This window comes from Brachybacterium timonense (assembly GCF_900258505.1).
Classification (GTDB): domain Bacteria; phylum Actinomycetota; class Actinomycetes; order Actinomycetales; family Dermabacteraceae; genus Brachybacterium; species Brachybacterium timonense.
On sequence record NZ_LT984895.1, the window covers coordinates 673,355 to 697,071 of the forward strand.

The 23,717-nt window shown below is 68.3% G+C and carries 17 protein-coding genes; 12 read left to right on the forward strand and 5 right to left on the reverse strand.

The features are described from left to right. Nucleotides 1-46: 46 nt before the first annotated feature. Both C8271_RS02865 and argS read right to left on the reverse strand, forming a co-directional pair. Complete coding sequence (locus C8271_RS02865; RefSeq protein ID WP_106506035.1) at nucleotides 47-760, reverse strand: lysoplasmalogenase family protein; 714 nt, start codon at nucleotides 758-760, stop codon at nucleotides 47-49. Between the two features lie 91 nt (nucleotides 761-851). Beyond that, nucleotides 852-2,615 carry an arginine--tRNA ligase gene (argS, locus tag C8271_RS02870; RefSeq protein WP_106506036.1) on the reverse strand — a complete coding sequence of 588 codons (1,764 nt, stop codon included), beginning with the start codon at nucleotides 2,613-2,615 and terminating at the stop codon, nucleotides 852-854. A gap of 251 nt (nucleotides 2,616-2,866) precedes the next feature. Between argS and C8271_RS02875 the strand changes: the two genes are divergently transcribed. Then, the gene (locus C8271_RS02875; protein WP_245920805.1) at nucleotides 2,867-4,606 is read left to right on the forward strand and encodes a DUF7937 domain-containing protein; all 1,740 of its coding nucleotides are present in this window, start codon (nucleotides 2,867-2,869) and stop codon (nucleotides 4,604-4,606) included. A 163-nt stretch (nucleotides 4,607-4,769) separates the two neighbouring features. After that, complete coding sequence (locus tag C8271_RS02880) at nucleotides 4,770-6,053, forward strand: uracil-xanthine permease family protein (RefSeq protein WP_106506038.1); 1,284 nt, start codon at nucleotides 4,770-4,772, stop codon at nucleotides 6,051-6,053. A gap of 116 nt (nucleotides 6,054-6,169) precedes the next feature. Here the strand turns inward: C8271_RS02880 and pulA are convergent, their stop codons facing one another. After that, the gene (gene pulA / locus C8271_RS02885; RefSeq protein WP_106506039.1) at nucleotides 6,170-8,926 is read right to left on the reverse strand and encodes a pullulanase-type alpha-1,6-glucosidase; all 2,757 of its coding nucleotides are present in this window, start codon (nucleotides 8,924-8,926) and stop codon (nucleotides 6,170-6,172) included. 336 nt (nucleotides 8,927-9,262) lie between these two features. On the opposite strand from pulA, the gene C8271_RS02890 reads away from it, so the two are divergent. The 4 genes from C8271_RS02890 to C8271_RS02905 are packed head-to-tail and all read left to right on the forward strand — an operon-like array spanning nucleotide 9,263 to nucleotide 12,425. Next, entirely contained in the window at nucleotides 9,263-10,093 is an 831-nt protein-coding gene (locus C8271_RS02890) for a DUF5926 family protein (RefSeq protein WP_106507834.1), read from the forward strand. Further along, the gene (locus tag C8271_RS14350; RefSeq protein WP_342751932.1) at nucleotides 10,090-11,895 is read left to right on the forward strand and encodes a glycosyltransferase; all 1,806 of its coding nucleotides are present in this window, start codon (nucleotides 10,090-10,092) and stop codon (nucleotides 11,893-11,895) included. The genes C8271_RS02890 and C8271_RS14350 overlap by 4 nt, the downstream gene beginning before the upstream one ends. A gap of 45 nt (nucleotides 11,896-11,940) precedes the next feature. Further along, nucleotides 11,941-12,276: an ArsR/SmtB family transcription factor gene (locus C8271_RS02900; protein ID WP_106507835.1), complete on the forward strand. Its 336-nt coding sequence runs from the start codon at nucleotides 11,941-11,943 to the stop codon at nucleotides 12,274-12,276. Next, a complete protein-coding gene (locus tag C8271_RS02905; protein ID WP_106506040.1) occupies nucleotides 12,273-12,425 on the forward strand; it encodes a zinc transporter permease in 153 nt (50 codons plus the stop codon). Before C8271_RS02900 ends, C8271_RS02905 begins: the two co-directional genes overlap by 4 nt. Before the next feature lie 48 nt (nucleotides 12,426-12,473). On the opposite strand, the gene C8271_RS02910 is transcribed toward C8271_RS02905, so the two are convergent. Further along, the gene (locus tag C8271_RS02910) at nucleotides 12,474-14,591 is read right to left on the reverse strand and encodes a rhomboid family intramembrane serine protease (RefSeq protein WP_245920807.1); all 2,118 of its coding nucleotides are present in this window, start codon (nucleotides 14,589-14,591) and stop codon (nucleotides 12,474-12,476) included. A gap of 159 nt (nucleotides 14,592-14,750) precedes the next feature. Here C8271_RS02910 and C8271_RS02915 point away from each other — a divergent pair, with 159 nt between their 5' ends. Beyond that, nucleotides 14,751-15,269 carry a GNAT family N-acetyltransferase gene (locus C8271_RS02915; RefSeq protein ID WP_106507837.1) on the forward strand — a complete coding sequence of 173 codons (519 nt, stop codon included), beginning with the start codon at nucleotides 14,751-14,753 and terminating at the stop codon, nucleotides 15,267-15,269. Then, entirely contained in the window at nucleotides 15,266-16,240 is a 975-nt protein-coding gene (pheA, locus tag C8271_RS02920) for a prephenate dehydratase (RefSeq protein ID WP_106506041.1), read from the forward strand. The genes C8271_RS02915 and pheA overlap by 4 nt, the downstream gene beginning before the upstream one ends. 7 nt (nucleotides 16,241-16,247) lie before the next feature. On the opposite strand, the gene C8271_RS02925 is transcribed toward pheA, so the two are convergent. Further along, nucleotides 16,248-17,396 (reverse strand): diacylglycerol/lipid kinase family protein, encoded by a 1,149-nt coding sequence (locus C8271_RS02925; RefSeq protein WP_106506042.1) that lies wholly within the window; start codon nucleotides 17,394-17,396, stop codon nucleotides 16,248-16,250. 152 nt (nucleotides 17,397-17,548) lie between these two features. Between C8271_RS02925 and C8271_RS02930 the strand changes: the two genes are divergently transcribed. The 4 genes from C8271_RS02930 (at nucleotide 17,549) to C8271_RS02945 (ending at nucleotide 23,704) form a co-directional block, all read left to right on the forward strand. Then, nucleotides 17,549-18,013: a (deoxy)nucleoside triphosphate pyrophosphohydrolase gene (locus tag C8271_RS02930; RefSeq protein ID WP_106506043.1), complete on the forward strand. Its 465-nt coding sequence runs from the start codon at nucleotides 17,549-17,551 to the stop codon at nucleotides 18,011-18,013. Further along, nucleotides 18,010-21,156 (forward strand): DEAD/DEAH box helicase, encoded by a 3,147-nt coding sequence (locus C8271_RS02935; RefSeq protein WP_212591315.1) that lies wholly within the window; start codon nucleotides 18,010-18,012, stop codon nucleotides 21,154-21,156. Before C8271_RS02930 ends, C8271_RS02935 begins: the two co-directional genes overlap by 4 nt. Nucleotides 21,157-21,455: 299 nt before the next feature. Continuing rightward, nucleotides 21,456-22,718, forward strand: a complete 1,263-nt coding sequence (gene serS / locus C8271_RS02940) for a serine--tRNA ligase (protein ID WP_106506045.1) — start codon at nucleotides 21,456-21,458, stop codon at nucleotides 22,716-22,718. A gap of 140 nt (nucleotides 22,719-22,858) precedes the next feature. Next, the gene (locus tag C8271_RS02945; protein WP_425428200.1) at nucleotides 22,859-23,704 is read left to right on the forward strand and encodes an HAD family hydrolase; all 846 of its coding nucleotides are present in this window, start codon (nucleotides 22,859-22,861) and stop codon (nucleotides 23,702-23,704) included. The last annotated feature ends 13 nt before the right edge of the window (nucleotides 23,705-23,717 follow it).

Below are 23,717 nucleotides of genomic sequence, written 5' to 3' on the forward strand. Positions count from 1 at the left end.
GATCCGGCCCCGGATCGGTGCGTCGACTCAGGTCGCGACGATCAATTCAGCTCTCGACGATCACGAGTGACACCGGCCCGGTGACCGTGTCAGGCTCCGTCGATGCTCGACGAGCCTGGATGATCCCGGCGGTCAGCAGAGCCTGGCCCAGGAAGTATGTGGCCATCACCGCCACCGCAGAGTTCGGCAACCAGGCGCCCGGCAAGAACCACACCATGCCCAACAGGGCATTGGACAGCATGAAGAGGGTGCCGCCGGTCCAGGTCAACGTGTTCACTCCGGCTGCAAGGAACGCCATCAGCGCGAGCATCACGGCGTAGGTCAGCAGCAGTGACAGCATCTGACCAGCACCGCGGGCGAAGGCGAGAAAGAGGCCCACGACGATGCCGCCGTACGGGATCGCCATCGCATAACGCAGCGGATCACGGTTGCGCATCCACAGCGGGGCGAGCGCCAGACTGAACAGGATCAGGCTCGCCAGGAAGCTCGCCGTGGGCAGCAGACGCGAATCCAGCTGTGGCACGAACGGCGGCAGCAGATCACCCATCCAGGAGCACAGCAACGCCCCGGCGGTCAGCACCGTGGTGCGGTCCGCGCGGCGTGCCGAGAACAGCAGGATGAACAGCAGCAACGGACTGATCAGCGGCTGCGTGATCCGCGAGATGCCGTCGGCACCGAGCGCCATGGCAATCAGATGCACCGCCGCCACCACGGCGTAAGCCGCCCAGGCGGTGAGGACGACGGTGCGAGAACGCGACATACCACCAGGCTAGGAACCAGTCCAGGGGGTGCGAAGCACGCCGAGAAACCAGTTCGGACACGATCAGGTCACGGCGCTGCGCCACGCCGCGTCACATCTGCTGCGGCGCGTTCACTCCCAGACACTCCAGGCCCGTCACGAGCACTCGTTCCGTGAGCGCAGCGAGCGCCGCACGGCCCGAGCGCACCGCGGCGTCCTCCTCCTTCAGGATCGGTGCGGCGTCGTAGAACGCCGTGAACGCCTGAGCGGTGGCGAACAGGTATGTGCACAGGCGATGCGGTTCGAACGCCTCACCCACCTGCTGCACCGTCGGTCCGAACTGCAGCAGCTGCAGAGCGAGCGCCCGACCCGCAGCGCCCTCGACGAGCGGCGCCGCCTGGGGGTCGAGCGCAATATCCTGCGCCTCGGCACGGCGACGGATCGAGCGAATCCGCGCCACCGCGTACTGCAGATACGGGGCGGTGTTGCCGGTGAGGGCCAGCATCCGGTCCAGGTCGAACACGTAGTCCGAGTCATGCGCGGTCGAGAGATCCGCATACTTCACGCCGCCGATACCGATGTCATGCGCGATCGCGGCACGCTCGGACTCCGGCAGGTCCGGCCGCAGCTCGTCGATCACGCCGCGCGCCTTCCCCACGGCCTCCTCCAGCAGCGCCATCAGCCGCAGCGACGAGCCGGAGCGGGTGCGCAGGATCTTGCCGTCCTCGCCCAGCACGGAGCCGATCTTCACGTGCTCGGCCTGCACGCTCTCCGGCAGCCAGCCAGCCTCGCGAGCCGTGGCGAACACCATCTGGAAGTGCAGTTCCTGCGCGGTGCCCACCACGTAGCCGATGCGGTCCGCCCCCAGGTCCTGCACGCGGTGCCGGATCGCGGTCAGATCCGTCGTGGCGTACCCGTAGCCGCCGTCGGACTTGCGAATGATCAGTGGCAGCGGCTGCTCATCGCGGCCCGTGAAGCCCTCGGGGAACACACACAGCGCGCCGTCGGACATTCGGGCGATGCCAGCGTTTTCAAGATCCTCGCAGGTGCGGGCGAGCTGGTCGTTGTAGGTTGACTCCCCGGCCAGATGCTCATCGGTGAGGGTCACGTCGAGCATGTCGTAGATGCGGTGGAAGTACTGCTTGGACAGCGCCACCAGGTTCGTCCAGATCCGCAGCGATTCGGCATCGCCCGACTGCAGGGTCGCTACGCGCCGACGGGCACGGGAGGCGAAATCGGAGCCATCGGCGTCGGGGGAGCCGTCGGTGGCGTCGAACTTCGCCCGTGCCGCCTGGTAGAACGCGTTCGGGTCGGTGCGCAGCTGATCCGCTTCCGGTGAATCCTCGCCCACCTCCAGCAGATGTTCGATGAGCATCCCGAACGGTGTGCCCCAGTCGCCGATGTGGTTCTGACGGATCACCCGATGGCCCAGCAGCTCCAGAGTGCGCGCCAGTGCATCGCCCACCACCGTGGTGCGCAGATGGCCGACGTGCATCTCCTTCGCCACATTCGGTGCCGAATAGTCCAGCACCACGGTGCGCGGCTCAGCGCTGGGCATCCCCATACGCTCATCGGCAGCGACCTGCGCGGTCTGCTGGGCGATCCACTCCGGCAGCAGGGTGATGTTCAGAAAGCCTGGCCCGGCGATCTGCGGTGTCTCGGCAACATCAGCGAGATCCACGTGCTCGAGGATTCGGGCGGCGATGTCTCGAGGCTTCATCCCCAGGCGCTTGGCGAGCCCCATCGCTGCGTTGCACTGGAAGTCGGCGAACTGCGAGGGGCGGATGATCGGGTCGGCATCGGCGTGCTCGGCACCGAACGCCGCCGCGAAAGCGGCCTGGAAGCGCTCGGTCAGCACCATCTCTGGAGCGGTCATGCTCCGAGCGTAGTGCTCGCCCTGCCCGATAGCCCCACTCGCACGCCCGGGTGCGCCGTGACGTGATACGGCTCGCGCCCGGCGCGTCACCGAGGCGGGGAGGTGTGCGCTCCCTAGACTTCCCCTGAGCAGTCGGTCGATGCCGGGGCCGTCGCTGGTGGCGCCTCTCGACGGCATCATCGACGCGGGCATCGCAGTGAGTTCCGGAGCAGCGCGAGCCGATGCACCGGGCAATGGACAGGCAGGAGCGGATGACGACGGACGACGAGCGTCACGACGAAGACTGGATCTTCGCCGCCCCCGACCCTGGCACCCTGCCCACCGAGCAGTTGCCGGGCCGCGAAGAGTTCGAGCGCTACAGCGCCCCGCTGGTCGCTGGCCGTGGCCGCCGCCCCTCCCGCCCTGAGCAGCACAGTGCCGAAACCGTCGATCTGTCGAGTCTGTCCGACGACGTGGCTGAGCTCGCTGAGCAACGCGCCGCTGACAGCGCGGGACGGGCGCGCGCCGCGGGGCCGCTCGCGCCTGGCGGCGCCCGGATCGGTGAGAGTGACGAACCTGCCCCGATCACCGCGCCGCTGCGCGTGCCCACCTACGCCCGCTCCGGCACCACGCCGAATGCTGCTGCTGACGACGATGCACGCACCCCCGTGCTGCCGCGTCGCTTCCACGACCTGGGCATCTTCGATGCGTTGCGGGACCTGTTGGCCTTGGTGTGCCTGGTGATCGCGCTGAGCACGACCTTCACGCTCGGCGAGCTGCGCATCGTGGAGATTGCCGGGAAGACAGGGATCGGCATCGCCCTGATCGGGCTTGTTGTGGTGCACCTGCTGCGCTGGGTGCCGTCCACGCCTCCGCTCGGATTGATCCGCGTGCTGCGCGTCACCGCGATGCTGCCGGCCCTTGCCGTCGGCATCGGAGTGATCGTCGCCGACTTCGTGACCTCCCTGCCTGTCCTGTTCTCTGCGCTGCCCGACGGGCCTCCCGTGGGCGTCGGCGTTGGCGTGGCGATGCTCCTGCTCGGTGCGATCGTGGGCATCGAGCCACGGGCCCACGAGGGCTACCTGCCGGCGGCCACCGCTCGCGCCCGGTCGCGGATGGTGCTGCTCGTGATCGGCGTGACCGCACTGGTCCTGCTCCTTGTCGCGACCGTGATGGCTGTGGGGCGTGTCTTCACCACCGGCTGGGCGTTCTCACTGATGAGCTTCGCGAACACCCTCATCTCCGCCCTGCTGCTGGCGATCCTGCTCGGCTCTGCGATGCGGCGTGAGCGCTCCTGGTTCGTGTTCTCGGTGTCGGCGGTGGGCGCCCTGGTGATCGCCGCGCTCGCCGACAACACGCTGCGGCTCTCCTTCGCCGCACCCGAGTCTGTGGCCACCGGGTACGTGTATCTGCCGCTGCTTCTGTCCGCGTACGGCGTGATGATCTCCCGCTCGTTCGTTCGCACCATGCCGGTGAGCTTCGAGCGCAGCGACTGGCTCGTCTATGCGGTGCGTGCCTTCGAATTCAGCATCCTCATGCACAGCGCGGCCGTGCTGTGGAACCTGGCCGCTGCTATCGCCGCCGGCCGCGGTGTCACCCCCGGTGGCACGGTTGTGCACCTGATGGATGCGCTGGTCTGCGCGATGTTCGTGGCGGTCTCCCTGTTCGCGCGCAAGGCCCTGCTGGAGCGTCCGGCGCAGATTGCCCGCGCCTCCGGTGTGGTCTCCGCTCTCGTGCTCGTCATCGTCGGGTTCCTTGCCGTGATTGTGAACTCCTTGGCCACAGGGGCCGGTGTTGGCCTGGTGACCGGCGGCACCGCTCTCGCGCTCGGCATCGCCGCCGCGCTCATGCTGACGGTGCCCGCCCCGGTGCGTGACGAGTTCGGTGCCCCAGATCTCGCCCGCATGTTCGCTGAGTTCCGGCACCGCAACGCGCGGCGCGATCCGCTGCTGTCACTGCTGCCGGACATCGCTGCCGAGCGTTCCCGCCGCAAGACCTTCCCCCGCACCTAGCCCGTCGACGGCGTCGAGCCCGCCAGTGGGTCGCACATCCCGGCGGCCCCGACGATCCCCGCCGCTTTCGCCTCGCCCCCCGACCCCGTCCCTCGCCTCGACGCGCCCGCATGCGCGCAGCGACCCTCACCGCGCTGCATGGCGCCCGACCCCAGGAGCAGACATGGCCATCTGGACCCTGCACGGCAACGGCAGAACCGTCGCCCCCGACGCCATCGTGAAACCGGAGGAGCGCCTGAGCTGGCCGCTCACCATCGGCATCGGCGCTCAGCATGTGGTGGCGATGTTCGGCGCCACATTCCTGGTGCCGGTGATCACCGGTTTCCCCCCGTCGACCACCCTGCTGTTCTCCGGCGTGGGCACGATCCTGTTCCTGCTGATCACCCGGAACCGGGTGCCCAGCTACCTGGGCTCCTCCTTCGCGTTCATCGCGCCGATCACCGCCTCCACGCAAGCTGACTCGATGGGCGCGGCACTCGGCGGCGTGCTCGTGACCGGACTGCTGCTGGCCCTACTCGGCCTCATCGTGCAGAAGGTGGGCGCCGGCTGGATCTCCCACCTCATGCCGCCTGTGGTGATGGGCTCAATCGTCGCGCTCATCGGCCTGAACCTCGTGCCCACCACCTACCAGAACAACTTCTCGAAGGCACCGCTCACGGCTGTCGTCACGCTCGTGTCCGTGGTGGCATGCACGGCCCTGTTCAAGGGGCTGATCGGCCGGATCAGCGTGCTCGTGGGCGTGATCATCGGGTACCTGTTCGCGTGGAGCCGCCACGAGGTCGACTTCACCGCGTACCACGACGCAGCCTGGCTGGGGTTGCCCGAGTTCCACACCCCGACCCTGAACGTCACCCTGCTGCCGATCTTCCTGCCCGTGATCCTGGTGCTGCTCGCGGAGAACGTGGGGCACGTGACCAGTGTCGGCACCATGACCGGCCGCAACCTCGACCACATGGTGGGGCGCACCCTCACCGCGGACGGCCTGGCGACCTCCCTCTCGGCCGTGTTCGGCGGATCTCCGACCACCACCTACGGCGAGAACATCGGCGTCATGAGCGCCACCCGCGTCTACTCGACCGCCGCCTACTGGGTGGCCGGCATCTTCGCGATCCTGCTCTCGCTCTCCCCGAAGGTTGGCGCGCTGATCAACTCGATCCCGCCGGGCGTGCTCGGCGGCGTGACCTTCGTGCTGTACGGGCTGATCGCGATCGTCGGCTTCCGCATGTGGGTCGACGGCGGGGTGGACTTCTCGCGGCCGAAGAACCAGATCACTGCCGGTCTCGCCCTCGTGATCGCGATCGCTGACCTGCATTGGGAGATCGGCGGCTTCGCCTTCACCGGCATCGCGCTCGGCACCCTCGCCGCGCTCGTGGTCTACCACGGCATGACGCAGATCGGTCGCCTGACCGGCACGGATGTGGAGCGCTCCGGCCTCCAGGGCGGCTGAGCCGACGGGGGAGGCGCGGCACTGCCAGCGCGCCAGGCTCGTCCCGCGAGGCGACGGGTGGAGACATGCGGCATAGCTGGCATGCCGGGTCCCTCCCGCCGGGCCGACGGCCTGGGTCAGCCCCGCCGAGCAAGCAGCACGGCGGCGGTGCGTCCCGGGATGCTCAGCAGGCCAGCATCGGCATCCCACTGCACCTCACGCTGGCGCGGATCCGCCCCGTCGGCGAGCACGGGATGCAGGGCGAAGCTGATCCCGGCACAGTCCTCGATCTGCTCCGTGAGGGGCGCAGGGCCGGCGTTGAGCACCACGAGCACCTGCGCATGCTCCGGATCGACGATGTCGCCGATTGTGTCGTCGATCCGCATCACCAGTAGCCCGGGCGTCGCGCTCGGACCGGCGTTCGGGAAGCTCAGCTTCGCGAGAATCGCCGCGGGGTCACCGAGCGTCAGCAGTGGCGTGCTCGCACGCACACGCAGCAGATCGCACACACGGTCGCGGCACGCGACCATCGCGGCATGGTCGGGCCGCAGCGCGGGGTTTTCAAGCCGAGGCACCATCAGTGGCCACTGCGCTTCATTGCGGTCTGCAGGTGGAAGCCCGACGCCGAAACGGCTGCTCGCGCCGGTCCAATCCACGGCGTTGAAGTGGTCGCCGGAGTTGTACGAGTCGGTATCCAGCGACTTCGAACGCAGCAGCTCCGCGCCAGCGCAGAAGAAGGCGGGGGATTGCCCGAGCAGCACAGTGGCGAGCATGACCACCTGGGCACGCACCCTCTCCTCGAGTGGCGTGTCCACGGGTAGCTTCCACACGCCGATGTCATACAGCGTCTCGTTGTCGTGCGCGTCGACGTAGCTCACCGCTTCCTCGGGGCGGGAGGCATAGCCCGCGACCATGCCGTTGTAGTCCACCTCCTCGGCTGCACGCTCGACACCGTCGGCGCACAGCAGACGCAGATGCCGCAGGCTGCCGCCCATACCGATGCGCACCCAGTCCGTCAGACGCCGTAGCTCATCGGCATCCGCCGCGTTCGCTGCCATACCCGTGGCGCCGCCGTTCGGTGCGAGCGCCAGCCCCGTGCCGAATCCCTGCTGCAGACGCTTGTCGGCATCCGCGGGTCCGCCTCCGTGAACACCATCGCGCAGACGATCGGAGAACGTGCCGATCGACGTGTCGTCGAGCATCCCCTGGATCGCCTGGTCGAAACGAGCACCGTCCATCACCTCACCGAAGTTCCAGCCCTCGCCGTACAGGTAGATCCCGGCGCCGTCCACACCGTCGGCCTCGAGCGTGAGCGCATCCAGCGCGGCGCGCGCAGCCAGCAGGTTCTCCCGGGTGTGATGCCCCATGAGATCGAAGCGGAACCCGTCGACCCGGTACTCCTGCGCCCACAGCACCAGCGCCCGGATCATCAGATGTTCGGCCATCGCATGCTCGGTGGCGACATTCGACGTGCACGTGGATGCTTCCACGCGACCCTCGGCATCCAAGCGGTGGTAGTAGCCCGGCACAACACGATCCAGCAGCGAATACTCGTGCTGGCCGTCGAAGGCGGTGTGGTTGAACACCACATCGAGCACCACCTGCAGCCCCATGGCATGGAGCTGCCCCACCATCTGCCGGAACTCACGGGAGCGGGCGGGTCCGTCCTGCGCACCGTCGGTGGCGTAGGAGCCCTCCGGTGCGAGCCAGTGCCACGGGTCGTAGCCCCAGTTGAACTCGTCCTCATCGGCGACGTGGGCGATAGCCGCCTGCTGAGCGGTCGAGGCCGGCCCCGCCTCGGTCGGGACCTGCGCCCGACGCTGCCGCGAGCGCAGCTCGGGCACGGTGGCGAAGTCGAACGTGGGCTGCAGATGCACGGTGGTCACGCCCGCCTCGGCGAGCTTCCGTAGATGAGCAGTGCCGCGTGCCTGTGGATGGCCGACGGCCGCGTATGTGCCGCGTAGCCCCTCCGGAAGGTCAGGATCGACGGCGGAGAAGTCCCGCACATGCAGCTCCCAGATGGTCTGGCGTGCAGGGTGATCAAGGCGAGGCGCCGGAGTGTCCGTCCAGATCGCCGGCGCCCACCGGGGATCGGCGAGATCGGCAACCACCGCACGCTGCGAGTCGACCGTCAACGCCGTCGCATACGGGTCGGTCACCGTGTTCGCCACCATGCGCCCGACGGATGGCGCATACACCTCCACGCGCCACCGACAGGTGCGGCCCACCCAATCGCTCCCGCCTCGAGCTCGCCACAGCCCGCTGCGCTCATCCCAGTCAGCGGGGAGCTCCGTCTCCGGCCCGTCGGCGGTGTGGTCGCCGAGCAACAGCGTCACCCGACGCGCCGTCGGCGCCCACAGGCTCAGCTCCACGCCCTGCTCATGCACGTGAGGGCCCGGGCCATGTTCTGCGCGGGCAGCATCGGCGTACAGATCATCGAGCACGCCGGGGATCTGCACGCCGGTGGTCGCCAGCGTGCCGTCAGGAGCATGGGCACGCAGATGCAGAGGGCCGCGCAACGCCTCGGCCCAGGCCGCGCGACCCAGGCCGCTGACCTCGAGCGCCACGTACCCGGCAAGGTGGCGGCGGGTGGGCAGCTCCTGGACGGTAAGCGGGTGCGGCCGCATGGACAAGGCGCCGACGGGGCCGCTCTCGGCATGCAGCTCCCAGTGCGCGGTGGCCGGGTTTGCGATGAGATCCGCAGGCGCGGCGAGCAGCGCGGTGCTGAGGGCGTGGGCGCGGGAGGGGGCGAGCGGTTGGTGTGTGGTCGGGGCGGTGGTGGAATCGTGCCCGGTGCTGGTGGCGGGGTTGCCGTGCTCGGTGGGGGCCGTCGGGTCGTGCCCGGTGCTGGTGGCGGTGGTGGAGGAACGGTCGGCATCAGCGGAGGCGCGCATTGCTCCACGGTAGCGGCCCGATGAGACTAGGCGGGTGATGGATCTGGCCGGGTTGGGCTGGGTTGTGCTGTGCACCGCCTGGCCTGCTTGCACCTGCCTGGCTGGGGTCCGTTGCGTGACGTGTGGCGCGTGATTGCCGGCCGGGAGTGTCAAGCTGTGGACGTATTCGTGGCGCCGCGGCAATATCGTCGTAGCCCCACGAATACGTCCACGGATGAACATCGAGGCGGGGCTACGCCCGCTGGGTCGGGGTGGGGACTAGCCAGGCCCGCCTGTGCCCTCGCACGATGCATGCCGGACCTGCTGGCGGCCCCCACGCTCGGTAGACTTCCCGTCATGGCTTCGACCTCCACACATGACCTGGTCCGTCGCCCCTTCGAGGGCATCCCGAACGAGCAGGATCTGGTTGCGATGCGGCAGCTGATCCCGGCCGCCACGATCGCGGCCACGACGACTGCAGAGCACGGCTCCGTGCCGGTCGTGCTCGCGACGGTGCTGCCGATGACCTGGCCCGCGGTAAAGCGGTCTGACGGCTCCGTGATCCTGGGACTGCAGTCCAGCGTTCCCGGCGGCGACCTCTCCCGCGGCCTCGGTCAGGCGCTCGCTCAGGCCCTGCAGACATCGCCGGGCACCCCCGTGGGAGCGATCGGCGTGACGACGGAGTCCCCGCGACTCCAGGATCTGCTGGACCTCAGCGGCGCGTTCGCTATCAGCGTGGAAGATACGTTCGACTTCTGGATCGACCCGGGTTCCGAGCGCACTTCCGACGTCAACCAGGCGCTTGCCCAGGCAAATGAGTCGATCATGCCCACCGCCGCGGTGCCGTCCCTGCCGCATGGCTACTGGGTAAATGCCGGACCCAAGGAACACCTGCGCTGGGTGCTGGATGCGGATGAGGATCGCGTCATCGATGCCGTCGCCCGCCTGCACGCGCGGCGTGAATCCGGGATCGGCGAGGGCACGAAGTACGTCGGCTCTTTCCGTGCCGAAGGCTTGTCGATTCCGGTGTGGGATCTGCCGAAGGGGTATGGCGTCGACGGTGTCGAGGCCGAGGCCGCGGAGTTCCGCGCCCGGTTCGAGGAGGCCCTGGAGAGCACCGAGCCATTGACCGCGCTCGAGCGACGCGCTCGCGGCGGCATCGTGGCGCGCCAGGTGACGCTGCGATGACCACGGTGGGGCCGTTGCAGGAGCATCGGCCCGAGCGGATCGCTGTGGTGATCCCCGCCAAGAACGAGGCCGAACGCCTCGAGGCGACGATTCGCTCTGCCCGCACCATCGTCGGTGTGGACCTCGTGGTGGTGGTCGACGACGGCTCCACGGACTCGACGTCCGCGGTGGCTCAGGGCGCTGACGCACTCGTTGTACGCCACCGCAGCAACCGTGGGAAGGCCGCAGCGATGGCGACCGGTGCACGCCTCGTAGCGTTGCGCGAGGAGGCCGAACGCGCCGCCAGCGGCATTGGGGCTGGCCAAACCGGGGATGCGGGCCCGCGCCAGACGCCGACGGGGGAGACGCTGCCCGGGGCAGCTCAGCCGGGTGAGACGCCGACGGGGGAGACGCCGGCCGGGGCAGCTCAGCCGGGTGAGACGCCGACGGGAGAGACGCCGCCCGAGGCAGACCAGTCCCCGGCCGCCCCGATTGGGCCCGACCGCGCCGGCGGAGCAGGCGCTTCTCACGCCGACGCGGCCCGCGTAACCGATCCAGGCGCCGTGGCGCCGCGCGCCCTGCTGTTCCTGGACGCGGACATGACCGACTCCGCAGCCGCCGCCCAGCCACTGGTCGATGCTGTGCTCGTGGACGGCGTCGACATGGCAATCGCCCTGCTGCCACCGCAGGAGGGTGCAGGCGGCATGGGCCTCGTGGTGCGCACCGCCCGCAACGGCATCCGTCGGGCCACAGGCTGGGAACCGACGCAACCGCTGTCCGGCACGCGCTGCATCACGAGGGAAGCGTGGGACGCATGCCAGCCGCTCGCTGCCGGCTGGGGCGTGGAGACGTCTTTGACCATTGATGCACTGGACGGCGGATTCTGGGTCAAGGAGATCGAGTGCGACCTGCGGCATCGTGCGACCGGTAACGACATGAAGGGCCGCTTGCACCGGGCCGCTCAGCTGCGGGATGTGTTGCGGGCCCTGGTGCGTCGTCGCCATGTCACGCCGGAGACTGCCGCGACAGTCCCCGATGCGAATGACACCGTGGCAGCACTCGACGCCGCCTCGACATCTGGCGCAGAAACACCGCCGGTGGATCCCTCCGAACAGGCTCCCTCCGCACCGACGCCAGCCGCGCAGGCTCCCTCCGCGCCGACGTCTGCCACTAAGACCCCCTCCGCGCCGATCCCCTCCGCGCCGACGCCTGCCGCGCAGGCTCCCTCTGCACAGGCCTCCTCAGCCCAGTCGCCCGAGGAGCGCAGCGCAGGTGCGGCCGATGCCGGGCAGGTGCGTGACAGTGCAGCGGATGCGCGACGCAAACGCCTCCATGTCCTCCCCGTCGCGGGCGAGTTCAGCGATGACCAGTTACGGGCCCTCGGCGATGTCGATGCGCCCGCGCTCGCCGACGCCCTCGCATCCTTGCCCGTGAGCAGTGTGTTCTCCCCTGATGACGTGGTGATGCTCGCTGGCGAAGACCTCGCCTCGCTTGCCGACCTCATGCGATCCGCCGACGTCAGCGAGCAGTTCGCGCCTGAGCATGCGGTGGTGCTCGCCGCCTATGCCGCACGTCCCGCGCCGCATGCGCCGCAGGGAGTCGGCCCGCTCACGCCGGACGAGTTCGTCTCGCTCGTCGTGCACGAGGCCGTTGAGGCGGAGAACCGTGGTGTGTGCAGCACCCATGACGAGAAGCCGGGCGGCGATGGATCCGCCGCGGCGGAGAACCGTGGTGCGGGCAGCGCCAACGGGGCTTCGGGCCCTGGCGAGGGCAGGTGTGGAGCCGCCGGCCCGACGGGGGAATCCCGCCCCGAGAATCACTGACATGAACATATTGCAATACGTGCATATGTGTGATGGGGTATGGCCATGAGCGTCGAGCAGGTTCCGGAGGAGCTGCCTGACGCCGCGCAGCTGTTCAAGCTGCTGGGCAGTGAGACCCGTCTGCGGCTACTGGTCCTCATCGACCGGTCGCCCTGCACCGTCGGCCATCTTGCTGAGCGGGCTGGAATATCCCAGCCGCTGGTCTCCCAGCACTTGCGTGCACTGCGCGACGCCGGGCTCATCTCTGCGACCCGCAGCGGCCGCGAGATGCGGTATGCCGTGGTGGACCACCACGTCACGCATGTTGTCCGTGACGCTCTGGATCATGTCCGAGAGAGCATCACCCGCCCGGGAGATGCAGATGGCAAGGAGACACCATGAGCGATCACAGCACCGCTGAGCACACCAAGGACGAGCACACCCACGGCGAGAACTGCGGCCACGAGGCTGTCCAGCACGGCGACCACGTGGACTACATCCACGACGGCCACAAGCACGCCGAGCACGAGGACCACTACGACGAGCACTGAGTTCGAGCAACGCTGAGCTGACCGCGGCGCCCCGCGCCCGCAGCAGTGTCAGTGACCACCTCTGGCGGCCTCGGCATCTGCGGATGTCGGGGCCGCCTTCGCGTTCGGCGACACCGACGGCGCAGGCAGGATCGCTGGCAGCCACAGCAGCCACACGACCAGCACAGCCCCCACCAGAACCGGACCGGTGTCGTTGACGGCATACCCCAGCCAGGCACCCGCCACCAGAGCGATCAGCACCGGACGGGCCACGGGATGCGCCGCCTCGAGCGCTGCCAAGCGTCGCAGCCGCAGCCGACGGGGCATCAGCATGGCGGCCGAGAGCACCACGGCCGCCACCAGCACCGGGATCAGGACCGGGAAGTCCAGCGGCATCGACAGGTTCTGCGCGAGCTTGCGTGTCACCACCGTCGTCAGTTCCCCGCCGAGCAGATCGTCGATGAAGCGCCCCAGATGGGTGCGCTGCTGCGGCGGCCGCAGCCAGTCCAGCACGGAGACCGCGAGCACAACGGCCACAGCTGCCGCACCCAGGCTCGCGATCTGCCACGGTGTCACACGCCGATTGCTCAGCAGCAGGGCCAGCAGCCCGAATGTCGGCAGGGTGACCAGCATCGACCCAAAGTCTGCGCCCATCGACGGGGCCACACAGACGCCCGCCACGATGATGCCTGCCGCGAGCGTGATGAGCACACGTGCGCGCCGGGAAGCCACAGCCGAGAACAGGCATAGCAGCCCCATCAGCACGGCGCCGAGCACCAGGCCGAACAGGTGATTGGACAACCCGTAGTACCGACCCCCGGAAATGGGCTGCGCCCCCAGCGGTGAGGCGACCTGCAGATGGGAACCCGTAGCCGATTCGAGCAGCACGATCCCGGCCACGATTGCGGCCGACGCACCAGCGGGCCCGAACCTGCTGCGCCGCCAGGGCCCGAGCAGTACAGCGGCAGACAGCACCGCGGATCCCGCCCACACCCAGGCGGTGAGTGCAAGAGCCGGATGCTCGGTGCGCCACCACGGCACCACCTGAGCCACAAGGCCGACGGGCTGGGCCAGAGGCGCCATGACCAGCAGCGCCCGCCCGAACCGCAGCGCACGTGGCCGCCGTGCTAGGGCCGGCACGAGCACCAGCACAGCGCCGACCGCTCCGAGCAGCAGCCAGGATCCGAGCGCGAGCGGTGTCGCCGGATCCACCAGGCGGGCGGCGAGCGTGCGGTCGATGACCTGCTGCTGCGGATCGCTGCTCGGTGCCCCCTGAATAGCCTGCCCGGGAATCGGACCGCTCGCCTCCGCATCATGACTGTCGAGGATGGTGGGCAGAACGTCTGTGAGGATCACCAGGCCGTCCTGTTTCGTCGACCCGCTGACGAGCGTCTGCCCCGGAAACGCCGTATCCATCGCGACCTGCAGCCCGGCGGTGCGTGACGGCACGGATGTGATGGTCTGCGCGGCGGTGTCTGCCGACGGCCCGGTAGCGGCGACGGACAGCAGCACAGTGCGCGCCAGGGTAGCGTTATCGCAGCCACCGGCCGCCCCGAGCACCTGGTCAACACGTTCATCGAGCGCCTGCAACGCGTCGGCGCGGTCAGCGGTGCCCGCCACAGGGAGCGCACCGATATCAACGAGCACGAGGCCATCTCCAGCGAGCGCCGAGCGGAGACGGTCGACCGGCACCGCAGCGGTGGCGTCGATCTGCTCGACGCCGCCGGGGATCGGGGCCCACTGGTCGGTCGGCGGGTTCGGGATGCCAGCGGAGCGGGGAGCGGTCTCGGCGAGTCCGCGGTACCCGGTGCGCAGCGTCTCCAGGCCCTGATCCTGGGTGGAGACGCGCGTGGTGGAGGTGGTGTTCATCGCGCCGAGCCCCGCGTGGTCCGCCAGGCACTGCAGCGCAGGGGTCTGCTCTGCGGAAACGTCTTCCCAGGTGAGGCCCGCTGTGGCCACCACGATACGGACTGGCCCGGCGGAGCCGTCGGCGTGCGCCGTCGACGGAAGGAACACCATGAGAGTGAGTCCCACCAGCGCGCAGAGCGTCGTGATCGGAGCGAGCGCAGGGGCCGCCACGCGGCTGAGCCACGGCGAACGAGAGCGGTGCCACGGTCGTGCAATTGCCGCAGCGGCACGCCGTGCGGGCGCGGCGGGGGAGGGGGTACGGCCTGCTGGACTCATCATGAGCATCGTACGAGCCCACCCAGACGATCCTGGAGGCCGACGGGACAGACGCACCGCCAGCTTATGGCGGTGACACGATGGGGTCGTGAACTCGCAGCATGAGCCGACGCGGACAGTGCCGCGCTCCGGGGCCCTGACGGAACGGTGGAGCATCCCGTGATGCGCCTAGAACCCCTCAGCTCCGCTCACGCCGAGGACATTCTCCGCGGCCAAGACGAGTATCTGGCCGCGGAAATCAGCGGGCGGCGCTGGGACGCGCAGAGCCTTGCTGCCTTCCTCGCCCGCGTGGAGCGTTGGCGCGCGGACGGCCCACTGCGCGAGTACGCCGCGCGTGACGGTTCGCGCCTGGTGGGTGGCGCCGGCGCAGTCCTGCTGGGGGCGGGCCTTGACCACGGACAGGCAGCACTCACGTACTGGGTGCTCGCCGCACACCGCGGCCGCGGATACGGCCACCTGATCGCCACCCAGGTCGCGCAGCTCACCGCGGCGGATCCACGGGTCCAGGAGCTCGTGTTACGCATCGACGCGGAGAACCTCCCCTCGCAGGCTGTCGCGCGGCGCCTCGGGGCGCAGCGCACCGGACGATGGGCGCGCCATCCCGGCGATCACACACGCCGCGTCGAGGTATGGACCCTGCCCGCGCAGGAGGTCGCCGCCCAGTTACCCTGCCGCTCATGACGCGGTACGGATTCCTGGGTCCCGAGACCACCTTCACGCACCAGGCGCTGCTGCAGGCGCTCGAGGCTCGAGAGAGCACGGGCACGCGCACGCCGCCCGAGCAGCTGCAGCTCGTGCCGGTCTCCACGGTTGCCGCTGCGGCCGCCGACCTTATCGCCGGTGACCTCGACGCCCTCATGGCACCCATCGAGAACTCCGTTGAAGGCGGCGTCTCCGGCACGCTCGACGTGCTCGCCGCGACCGACGCGATCACGATCGTCGCCGAGCAGGTTGTGCCGATCACCTTCGTGCTCGCCGCCCGTGAGCCGATGGCGCTGGACCAGGTCGAGTCTGTCGCCTCGCATCCGCATGCGCAGGCGCAGGTGCAGGGCTGGCTGCGCACTCATCTGCCCGACGCCCGCATCGACGCCGCCTCCTCTACGGCGGCAGCCGCACGCGACCTGGCCTTCTGCGCACCCGAGGATGCGCTCGGCCGCACAGCGGTCTGCTCACCACTTGCCGCAGAGCACTTCGGGCTGCACGTTTTGGCACACGGGATCGAAGACACCGTCGGCGCCCAGACCAGGTTCGTGCTGGTCCAGCGGGAAGGCAGGATCCCGGCGCGCACAGGCGCTGACCGCACCACGATCGTCATCAAACTGGCGCATGATCGCGCCGGCGCCCTGCTGGAGGCGCTCGAGCTGTTCAACGCCAACGGTGTGAACCTGTCCCGGATCGAGTCGCGGCCCACCGGTGATGCCCTGGGCCGGTACTCGTTCTCGATCGACGTCGAGGGCCATCTGGAAGACCGCCGTGTGCAGGCCGCGCTACGCGACCTGCACCGGGTCTGTCCCGCGGTGCACTTCCTCGGTTCGTATCCGCGATTCGACGGCACGTCCTCGCGTGCCCGTGAAGGATTCGAGGACAGTGCCTACGACACGGCTGTGGAGTGGGTGCGGCAGCTCAGCTCGCTCATCGAGCCTCCGCAGTGACGCACACTCAGTGACGGGACGGGACCCGCAGCACCAGGGAGCCGGCGTCGATCGTGGCGATCATGTGGGTCGCTTCGGCTGCGGTGTCGCCATCGAGCTGCACCGGCTGCGGCTTCGTTGTGGCCACCCGCACGGAGGCGGTCAGGTAACGCTCCATGGTCGAGAGCTTCACACCGCCCGGCAGACGCGGGTTGACGAGCTTTGTGACCACCTGACCGAAGCCTGCGGCACCGCGCCAGCCAGCCACCAGCACTTCGAGCCTGCCGTTGTCGATCGTCGCATCAGGCATGAGCACCAGTCCGCCCGGCAGCTTGCCGACATTGCCGATGATGACGGTGCGGGCCTTGAGCTGGTGGCGGGAACCATCGGGCAGCGCCACATGCACGTACTGGGAGCGGCCCAGGATCGTGCGGACACCACCGACGACGTACGCGATCCAGCCCATGCGCTTCTTGAGCTCGGGGTCGGTGTTGCCGATCATCTCCGCGTCCGCACCGTATCCGGCCATCACCAGGAACACCTGTTTGTCGGCCGTGCGAGCTTCCTCCTCGGACATGCCGGTGCGCAGCCAGCCCACATCCACCGGGTGGTCGTGCCCGGTCAGGGCCGCCGCTACCGCTGCCTCCGGGCTGTTCAGCGGCACGTCGATGTTGCGGGCCAGCAGGTTGCCGGTGCCCACAGGCAGAATTGCCATGCGCACATCGGTGCTGGCAAGCGCGCCTGCGACCATGCGCACGGTGCCGTCGCCGCCTGCAGCGAACACGAGGTCGCATCCATCCTCAATGGCCTGCAGTGCCTGGCCGCGCCCGGGGTCGTCCGGGCTGGTCTCGTAGAAGCGTACGTCGGAGATGCCCGCGAGGCGGATGCTGCTCTCGACGTTGCGACGGAACTGCGATGGGTCATCGAACTTCGAGGGGTTGACCACCACGCCCACGCTCTCGAGTGCGCCGGCGGGGCGATCCTCGTTGTCGGCGTCCGACGTGCCGCCTCGGCCCGATGCATCGCCCGAGCTCGTGAGCTGCTCGGCAGTGCGGCGCAGCTGTTCCATCTCATGCTGCTGGTGTGCGTTCGAACGCAGCACCACCACGAGCAGCACGATGGTCACGAGAGCGAGCACTGCTGTGATCGCGGTGAGCACGAGGGCGGTGATGTCCATGGGCTCACTGTAGTGACGTGGCGACGCGTGCGTCAGCCTGCACGGAAGTCAGGCACTGTGGCGTTGCGTTATGCCGTTGCGTGTGGGGTCATGGGGTGCGACTGCGCCTCGCCGACCCCAGCGGGGTGCATGCCCGCCGTAGGCTGGGAGCCATGACGAGCGACGTGCATCCCGAGACCCCGCAGACAGTGCTGGTGGTGGCCGGGATCCTGCTGCGCGAGGTGACCGACGGGCTCGAGGTATTCGCAGCGCGGCGCTCGCCGGAGCGTCACGTCGGCGGGCTGTGGGAGTTCCCCGGTGGCAAGGTCGAACCCGGGGAGACGCCGCAGGAGGCGCTGGCCCGGGAGCTGCGTGAGGAGCTGGCAATCGACGTCACGGTCGGCCCGCATGTGGAGACCACCCGGACCGCGCAACGCGGCGTGATCATCGAACTGGCCTGCTATTGCGCGACCCTGAACGGTCCCGAGCCGGCGCACAGCACCGACCACGACGCGATGGGCTGGATCCAGGTCGACGCACTCGGAGACTACGCGTGGGCCCCCGGCGACGTGCCGGTCGTCGACGGCCTGGCGGAGAAGCTGGATCGGTCAAGCGCTTGCCACCGAGGAGATGCATGATGGCGCAGCACCTACCCGATGGCATCTACGAGAAGCTTCTCACCGATGACGTCGCGTGCAGTCTCCGTCTACTCCCTGCGGATCGCGAATCCACTCTGTCAGCAGGCATCGACGACGCAGACCTTCCCCACGTGCTGTCGCGGCACATGGCTGCTCGCTTGGAACAAGTGCTTGCCGCCCTGCCGACTCGTCGCGATCGACTCGCCTTTGCCACGCACGTGGCGACCCTGCTCTCCTTGGACGAAGATGCCGTGAGCGAGGAAGACGGACCCCGCTTACTGACCGAGGTTCGTCCACGAGCCCAGGCCCCCAAGGCGCGCCCATCGACGCCCCTTAATGACGTTGCTCTGTTCACCAATGGGCCCAGCGACCCGCAGCTCGCCGCTGAGCTTCGGCTCGAGATGGCGAGTGCAGACCGAATCGATCTGCTGTGCGCCTTCGTGCAATGGAGCGGTATCCGATTGTTGGAGGGGGCGCTGCAGCACGCTCGCGATCGCGGTGTTCCCCTCCGCGTTCTAACCACGACCTATATCGGCGCGACCGATCGCAAGGCGCTGGACCACCTGGTGCGGTCCTATGGCGCCGAGGTTCGCGTGAACTTCGATGCCCAATCGACACACCTGCACGCCAAGGCATGGTACTTCCACCGCAACAGCGGTTTCAGCACGGCGTATGTGGGCAGCTCGAACATGAGCCGCGCTGCGCTACTGGATGGCCTCGAGTGGAACGTTCGCGTCTCTCAGACCTCAACCCCGGGGCTCCTCCACAAGTTCACGGCGACCTTCGAGTCGTACTGGGACAGCCCCGCCTTCCAGTCGTATGACCCCGACACGGACGCTGATTACCTCGACGCCATGCTCATAAAGCACGGCGGTCGGGGAGGCGCCTCGGTGACGGAGATCAGTCGGCTCGACGTGCGGCCGTACCCGCATCAGGCGATCATGCTGGAGGAGCTCGCCGCTGAGCGCGAGGTCCACGACCGCCACCGCAATCTCCTGGTGGCAGCGACCGGCACCGGCAAGACCGTCATTGCCGCGCTGGACTACAAGCGACTCGCCTCCGTGATGGGCGGCGCGCCCCGTCTGTTGTTCCTCGCTCATCGCAAGGAGATCCTGGAGCAGGCGCTGCGCACCTTTCGCGAGGTTATGGGCTCAGGTGCCTTCGGCGAGCTCTTCGTGGATGGTGCGCGGCCGGTCGAACGACGTCATGTCTTCGCGTCGGTGCAGTCCATGGCCCGCCGCGAAGAACTTGAGGCATGGGCTCCGCACCACTTCGACATCATTGTGGTCGACGAGTTCCACCATGCAGAAGCTGACTCCTATCGACGTCTCCTCAACCACTTCACACCTCGCGAGCTGCTCGGTCTGACCGCCACTCCGGAACGCGCGGACGGACGCGCAGATCTCAGCCTCGAGCTCTTCGACGGCCGCATCGCCTCCGAGCTGCGACTGTGGGATGCCCTCAGCGCCGACATCCTGGTGCCGTTCCACTACTTCGGGATCGCCGACGACGTCAGCCTCGAGGGACTGCGTTTCCAGCGAGGCCGCTATGACGTGACGGAGCTGGAGAAGATCTACACCGGCAATGACGCTCGTGTGCGTAAAATCCTTACAGCCGTCTCTGACAAGGTGACGGATCCTCACCGAATGCGTGCTCTCGGGTTCTGTGTCAGCGTCGCTCATGCCCGATACATGGCGGACCGCTTCACCGCCGCCGGAATCCCTTCGCTCGCACTTGACGGATCTTCCGGCCGAGAGGAGCGCCGTCAGGGACTCGAGAAACTACGCGACGGCCGCGTGAACTGCATCTTCGCTGTGGACCTGTTCAACGAGGGCCTCGACATCCCCCACATCGACACGGTCCTCATGCTGCGACCCACCCAATCGGCGACCATTTTCTTGCAGCAGCTGGGTCGTGGTCTCCGCCGGGCTGAAGGGAAAGCTGTGCTGACAGTCCTGGACTTCGTCGGCATGCAGAACAAGCAGTTCCGTTTCGACCTGAAGTACCGAGCCCTCACCGGGCTCTCCCGTACTCGGCTGGTGTCATCGATCGAAAAGGGGTTCCCGTTCCTGCCACCCGGCTCGCAGATCATCTTCGATCGCGTCGCCCAGGACATCGTGCTGCGCAACGTAAAGAGCCAGCTGACGCTCAGCACGCGAGACCTCGTCGTCGACGTGCGTCAGCATCTGCCGCAGGGCGTCGAACCGTCGGACTACACCCTGGGCATGTATCTGAGCGCTGCAGATCGTGCCATCGCGGACATCTATGGCTTTCGGAGCAGTCGGACGTTCCAAACCGAGAAGCGGCCATCGACATGGCGGACGTTCGTGGACTGGGCGTTCCCGACCGCACGACAGCCCCTCAACGATGAAGACCAGGAGATCCTGCGGCGTGTTCAGTCGCTGACGCACTGCGATGACGAGGAGCGTCTGTCGGCCTATCGCCAGTTGCTCACGGCACGCTCCCTCCCCGAGCACATCGAGTCGAACCTATTTGCTGCGATGCTCTACTTCTCGATCTGGCCATCGGGATACACGGGTGGGATGCGGGCGGGTCTCGAACGCCTGCGGTCACACCAGACCGTCCTCGCTGAGCTTCTCGGTGTGTTCGATGTGCTGTCGGATCGTTCGCGTGTCCGCGCCAAGCTCTTGGCCGGACGACTCGCGGCCACTCCGCTGCGTTCACATGCCCGCTATTCCCGTGAGGAACTCCTTGCGGGGCTCGGCCTGGGTACGCTGGATCCGGGAACACCAGGGGCGATCCGCGAGGGTGTGAAGTGGCTACCGGGGCTGCAAACCGATGCCCTGCTCGTGACGCTGAAGAAGTCGGAGGCGGACTACTCACCGACGACCATGTATCGCGACTACGCACTGGCGCCTGATCTCTTTCACTGGGAGTCGCAGAGCACCACCTCGGCAGAAAGCCCCACGGGCCTTCGCTATGTGAACCACGCGGCGAACGGCACGCACGTGGTCCTGTTCGTACGGCGAGCCAAGACCGGCGATCTTGGCACCGAGCCTTACACCTGTCTGGGCACTGCTCAGTTCGTCAAGGCCGAGGGCTCCAAGCCCATGCAGATCATCTGGAAGCTGGATCGAGGGATGCCGGCGGAGCTACTCGTTGACGCCCGCGCCGTCGCCTGACCTGGCACGAACCGTCGGCCCAGCAGCTGTTGCCTGCGACCTGACCCCATGCCTCAGCTGGTAGTGCCCTTCCCGGGCTTCGCCCCAACGGCGGAACCGCAACCAACACCAGGTTCATCGAACTCCACCACGGCGTCGTCTGAGGCATCCACACGTCAGACAACGACCGCCTCCGCCTGCGCCTCACCGCAGGCACTCTGAACCCACGATCCACGTTCAACGGCGAAAAGCCGGAAACCAGCCGACGACAGGGCCATCCGGGGCACGAGCGGCCGCCTGCGGACCGGTACCCTGGGCCCATGATCGATCTGCGGCAGCTGCGAGAGAATCCGGACCGGGTCCGCGAGGCCCAGCGTGCGCGGCGGCGTGACCCTGCTGTGGTTGACGCCGTGCTCGCGGCCGACGAGACGTGGCGGGAGTCCACCGCGGCGTTCGAAAGCAAGCGCGCGGAGCAGAAGACTCGTGGCAAGGATGTCGCCAAGGCCCAGGGCGAGGAGAAGCAGGCTCTGCTGGCCGAAGTCAAGGAGCTCGCCGCCGAGGTGAAGCAGCTCGAGGCGAAGACCCAGGAGGTGCTCGCCGAGCGTGACCGGCTGCTGCGCACCATCCCGAACATCGCCGAGGGCGCCCCCGAAGGCCTCGAGGAGGACTTCGCGGTGCTCGAGACCGTCGGCGAGACACCGACTTTCGACTTCCCCGTCAAGGATCACCTCGAGCTCGCCGAAGGGCTGCGCGCCATCGATATGCAGCGCGGCGCGAAGGTCTCCGGTGCCCGGTTCTACTTCCTCACCGGCGTGGGTGCCCAGCTTGAGCTGGCGCTGCTGAACGCCGCCATGGAGCAGGCGGCCTCCTACGGGTTCACCCCGATGATCACCCCGACCCTCGTGCTGCCCGAGACGATGGACGGCACCGGCTTCCTGGGGGAGCACGCCGACGAGGTCTATCACCTGGACAAGGACGATGACCTGTACCTGGTGGGCACGAGCGAGGTGGCCCTGGCCGGCTACCACAGCGGTGAGGTGCTCGACCTCAGCGACGGCCCGATCCGCTACGCCGGCTGGTCGGCCTGCTATCGGCGTGAGGCCGGCAGCTACGGCCGCGACACCCGCGGCATCATCCGCGTGCACCAGTTCCACAAGGTGGAGATGTTCTCCTACTGCACCCTCGAGGAATCCTACGAGGAGCACGAGCGGCTGCTTGCGTGGGAACGGGAGATGCTGGCACGTGTGGACCTGCCGTACCGCATCATCGACACCGCCGCCGGCGACCTGGGCACCTCAGCCGCCCGCAAGTTCGACTGTGAAGCGTGGATGCCCAGCCAGAACACCTACCGAGAGCTGACCTCCACCTCGAACTGCACCCAGTTCCAGGCCCGTCGCCTGAATATCCGCGAGCGCACGGAGGACGGGCTGCGTCCGGTTGCCACGCTCAACGGCACATTGGCCACCACCCGGTGGATCGCGGCGATTCTTGAGAACCACCAGCAGGCTGATGGCTCTGTCCGCGTGCCGGAGGGGCTGCAGCGATTCCTGGGCGGCCGCGAGGTGTTCGAGGTCCTCTCCTGAGCCCCGCCGACAGCTCGAGGAGCCGCAGCACGCTGGGCGGCCGGCTCCGTCGTGCCCTGGCGGCCCTGCGTCATCGGCGGTTCCCCCGCCGGTCAGACGCCCCTGCCACACTGCCCGCTAGGGATACCGCCCAGCGCAGCCTGACCGATCTCGACGCCGCCCGCGACCGCGTGGCAGCTGCCCTGGAAGAGATCCCGGCCGGCGACGGGCCCCTGCTGATCGGCCTGGATGTCGACGGCACCCTCGTGGACCACGACGGCGATATGACCGACGCTATGCGCGAAGCGCTGCGCCGTGCCGCCGACGAGCATGAAGTCGTGATCGCCACCGGCCGCTCTGTTGGCGCCACCGTGCCGATCGTGAAAGCCGCCGGTGTGCAGCATGGTTTCGCCGTGTGCTCCAACGGCGCCGTCACCCTGGGCATCGAGAACGGCGAGCATCGCGTGATCGCGACCCGCAGCTTCCAGCCCGGGCAGGCGCTCGCCACACTGCGGGAGGTCGCCCCCGATGCGCACTACGCCGTGGAGATGGCCGACGGCACCTTCCACGCGACCCCCGGATTCCAGGACGCCAGCTTCGGCGTGCGTGCCATCGAGAACGACATCGAGGAACTCATGCAGCTGGAGGCCGTGCGCGTGGTGGTGCACGTACCGGATCTCAGCCCGCAGGAGTTCAGCCGCGTGGTGGCCGAATCCGGCGTGCAGGGCGTCGAGTACGCGATCGGGTGGACGGCCTGGCTTGACATGGCAGCCCCTGGCATCTCGAAAGCCAGCGCCCTGGAGGAGATCCGCGCCGAGCTCGGCATCGACCGCGCCCGCACCGTGACAGTGGGTGACGGTTTCAACGACACCGAGATGCTCCAGTGGGCTGGCGTCGGTGTGGCTATGGGCCAGGCGCCGCAGGGCGTGAAGGACAGTGCCGATGTGGTCACCGCCTCGGTGTACGACGACGGCACGGTGATGGTGCTCGACGCGCTGCGGGCTTGAGCCGCCGGTTGAG

Coding starts and splice junctions, on each gene's coding strand:
- C8271_RS02865 (WP_106506035.1), bottom strand. CDS start 760: ATGTCGCGTTCTCGCACCGTCGTCCTCACCGCCTGGGCGGCTTACGCC.
- argS (WP_106506036.1), bottom strand. CDS start 2,615: ATGACCGCTCCAGAGATGGTGCTGACCGAGCGCTTCCAGGCCGCTTTC.
- C8271_RS02875 (WP_245920805.1), top strand. CDS start 2,867: ATGACGACGGACGACGAGCGTCACGACGAAGACTGGATCTTCGCCGCC.
- C8271_RS02880 (WP_106506038.1), top strand. CDS start 4,770: ATGGCCATCTGGACCCTGCACGGCAACGGCAGAACCGTCGCCCCCGAC.
- pulA (WP_106506039.1), bottom strand. CDS start 8,926: ATGCGCGCCTCCGCTGATGCCGACCGTTCCTCCACCACCGCCACCAGC.
- C8271_RS02890 (WP_106507834.1), top strand. CDS start 9,263: ATGGCTTCGACCTCCACACATGACCTGGTCCGTCGCCCCTTCGAGGGC.
- C8271_RS14350 (WP_342751932.1), top strand. CDS start 10,090: ATGACCACGGTGGGGCCGTTGCAGGAGCATCGGCCCGAGCGGATCGCT.
- C8271_RS02900 (WP_106507835.1), top strand. CDS start 11,941: ATGAGCGTCGAGCAGGTTCCGGAGGAGCTGCCTGACGCCGCGCAGCTG.
- C8271_RS02905 (WP_106506040.1), top strand. CDS start 12,273: ATGAGCGATCACAGCACCGCTGAGCACACCAAGGACGAGCACACCCAC.
- C8271_RS02910 (WP_245920807.1), bottom strand. CDS start 14,591: ATGATGAGTCCAGCAGGCCGTACCCCCTCCCCCGCCGCGCCCGCACGG.
- C8271_RS02915 (WP_106507837.1), top strand. CDS start 14,751: ATGCGCCTAGAACCCCTCAGCTCCGCTCACGCCGAGGACATTCTCCGC.
- pheA (WP_106506041.1), top strand. CDS start 15,266: ATGACGCGGTACGGATTCCTGGGTCCCGAGACCACCTTCACGCACCAG.
- C8271_RS02925 (WP_106506042.1), bottom strand. CDS start 17,396: ATGGACATCACCGCCCTCGTGCTCACCGCGATCACAGCAGTGCTCGCT.
- C8271_RS02930 (WP_106506043.1), top strand. CDS start 17,549: ATGACGAGCGACGTGCATCCCGAGACCCCGCAGACAGTGCTGGTGGTG.
- C8271_RS02935 (WP_212591315.1), top strand. CDS start 18,010: ATGATGGCGCAGCACCTACCCGATGGCATCTACGAGAAGCTTCTCACC.
- serS (WP_106506045.1), top strand. CDS start 21,456: ATGATCGATCTGCGGCAGCTGCGAGAGAATCCGGACCGGGTCCGCGAG.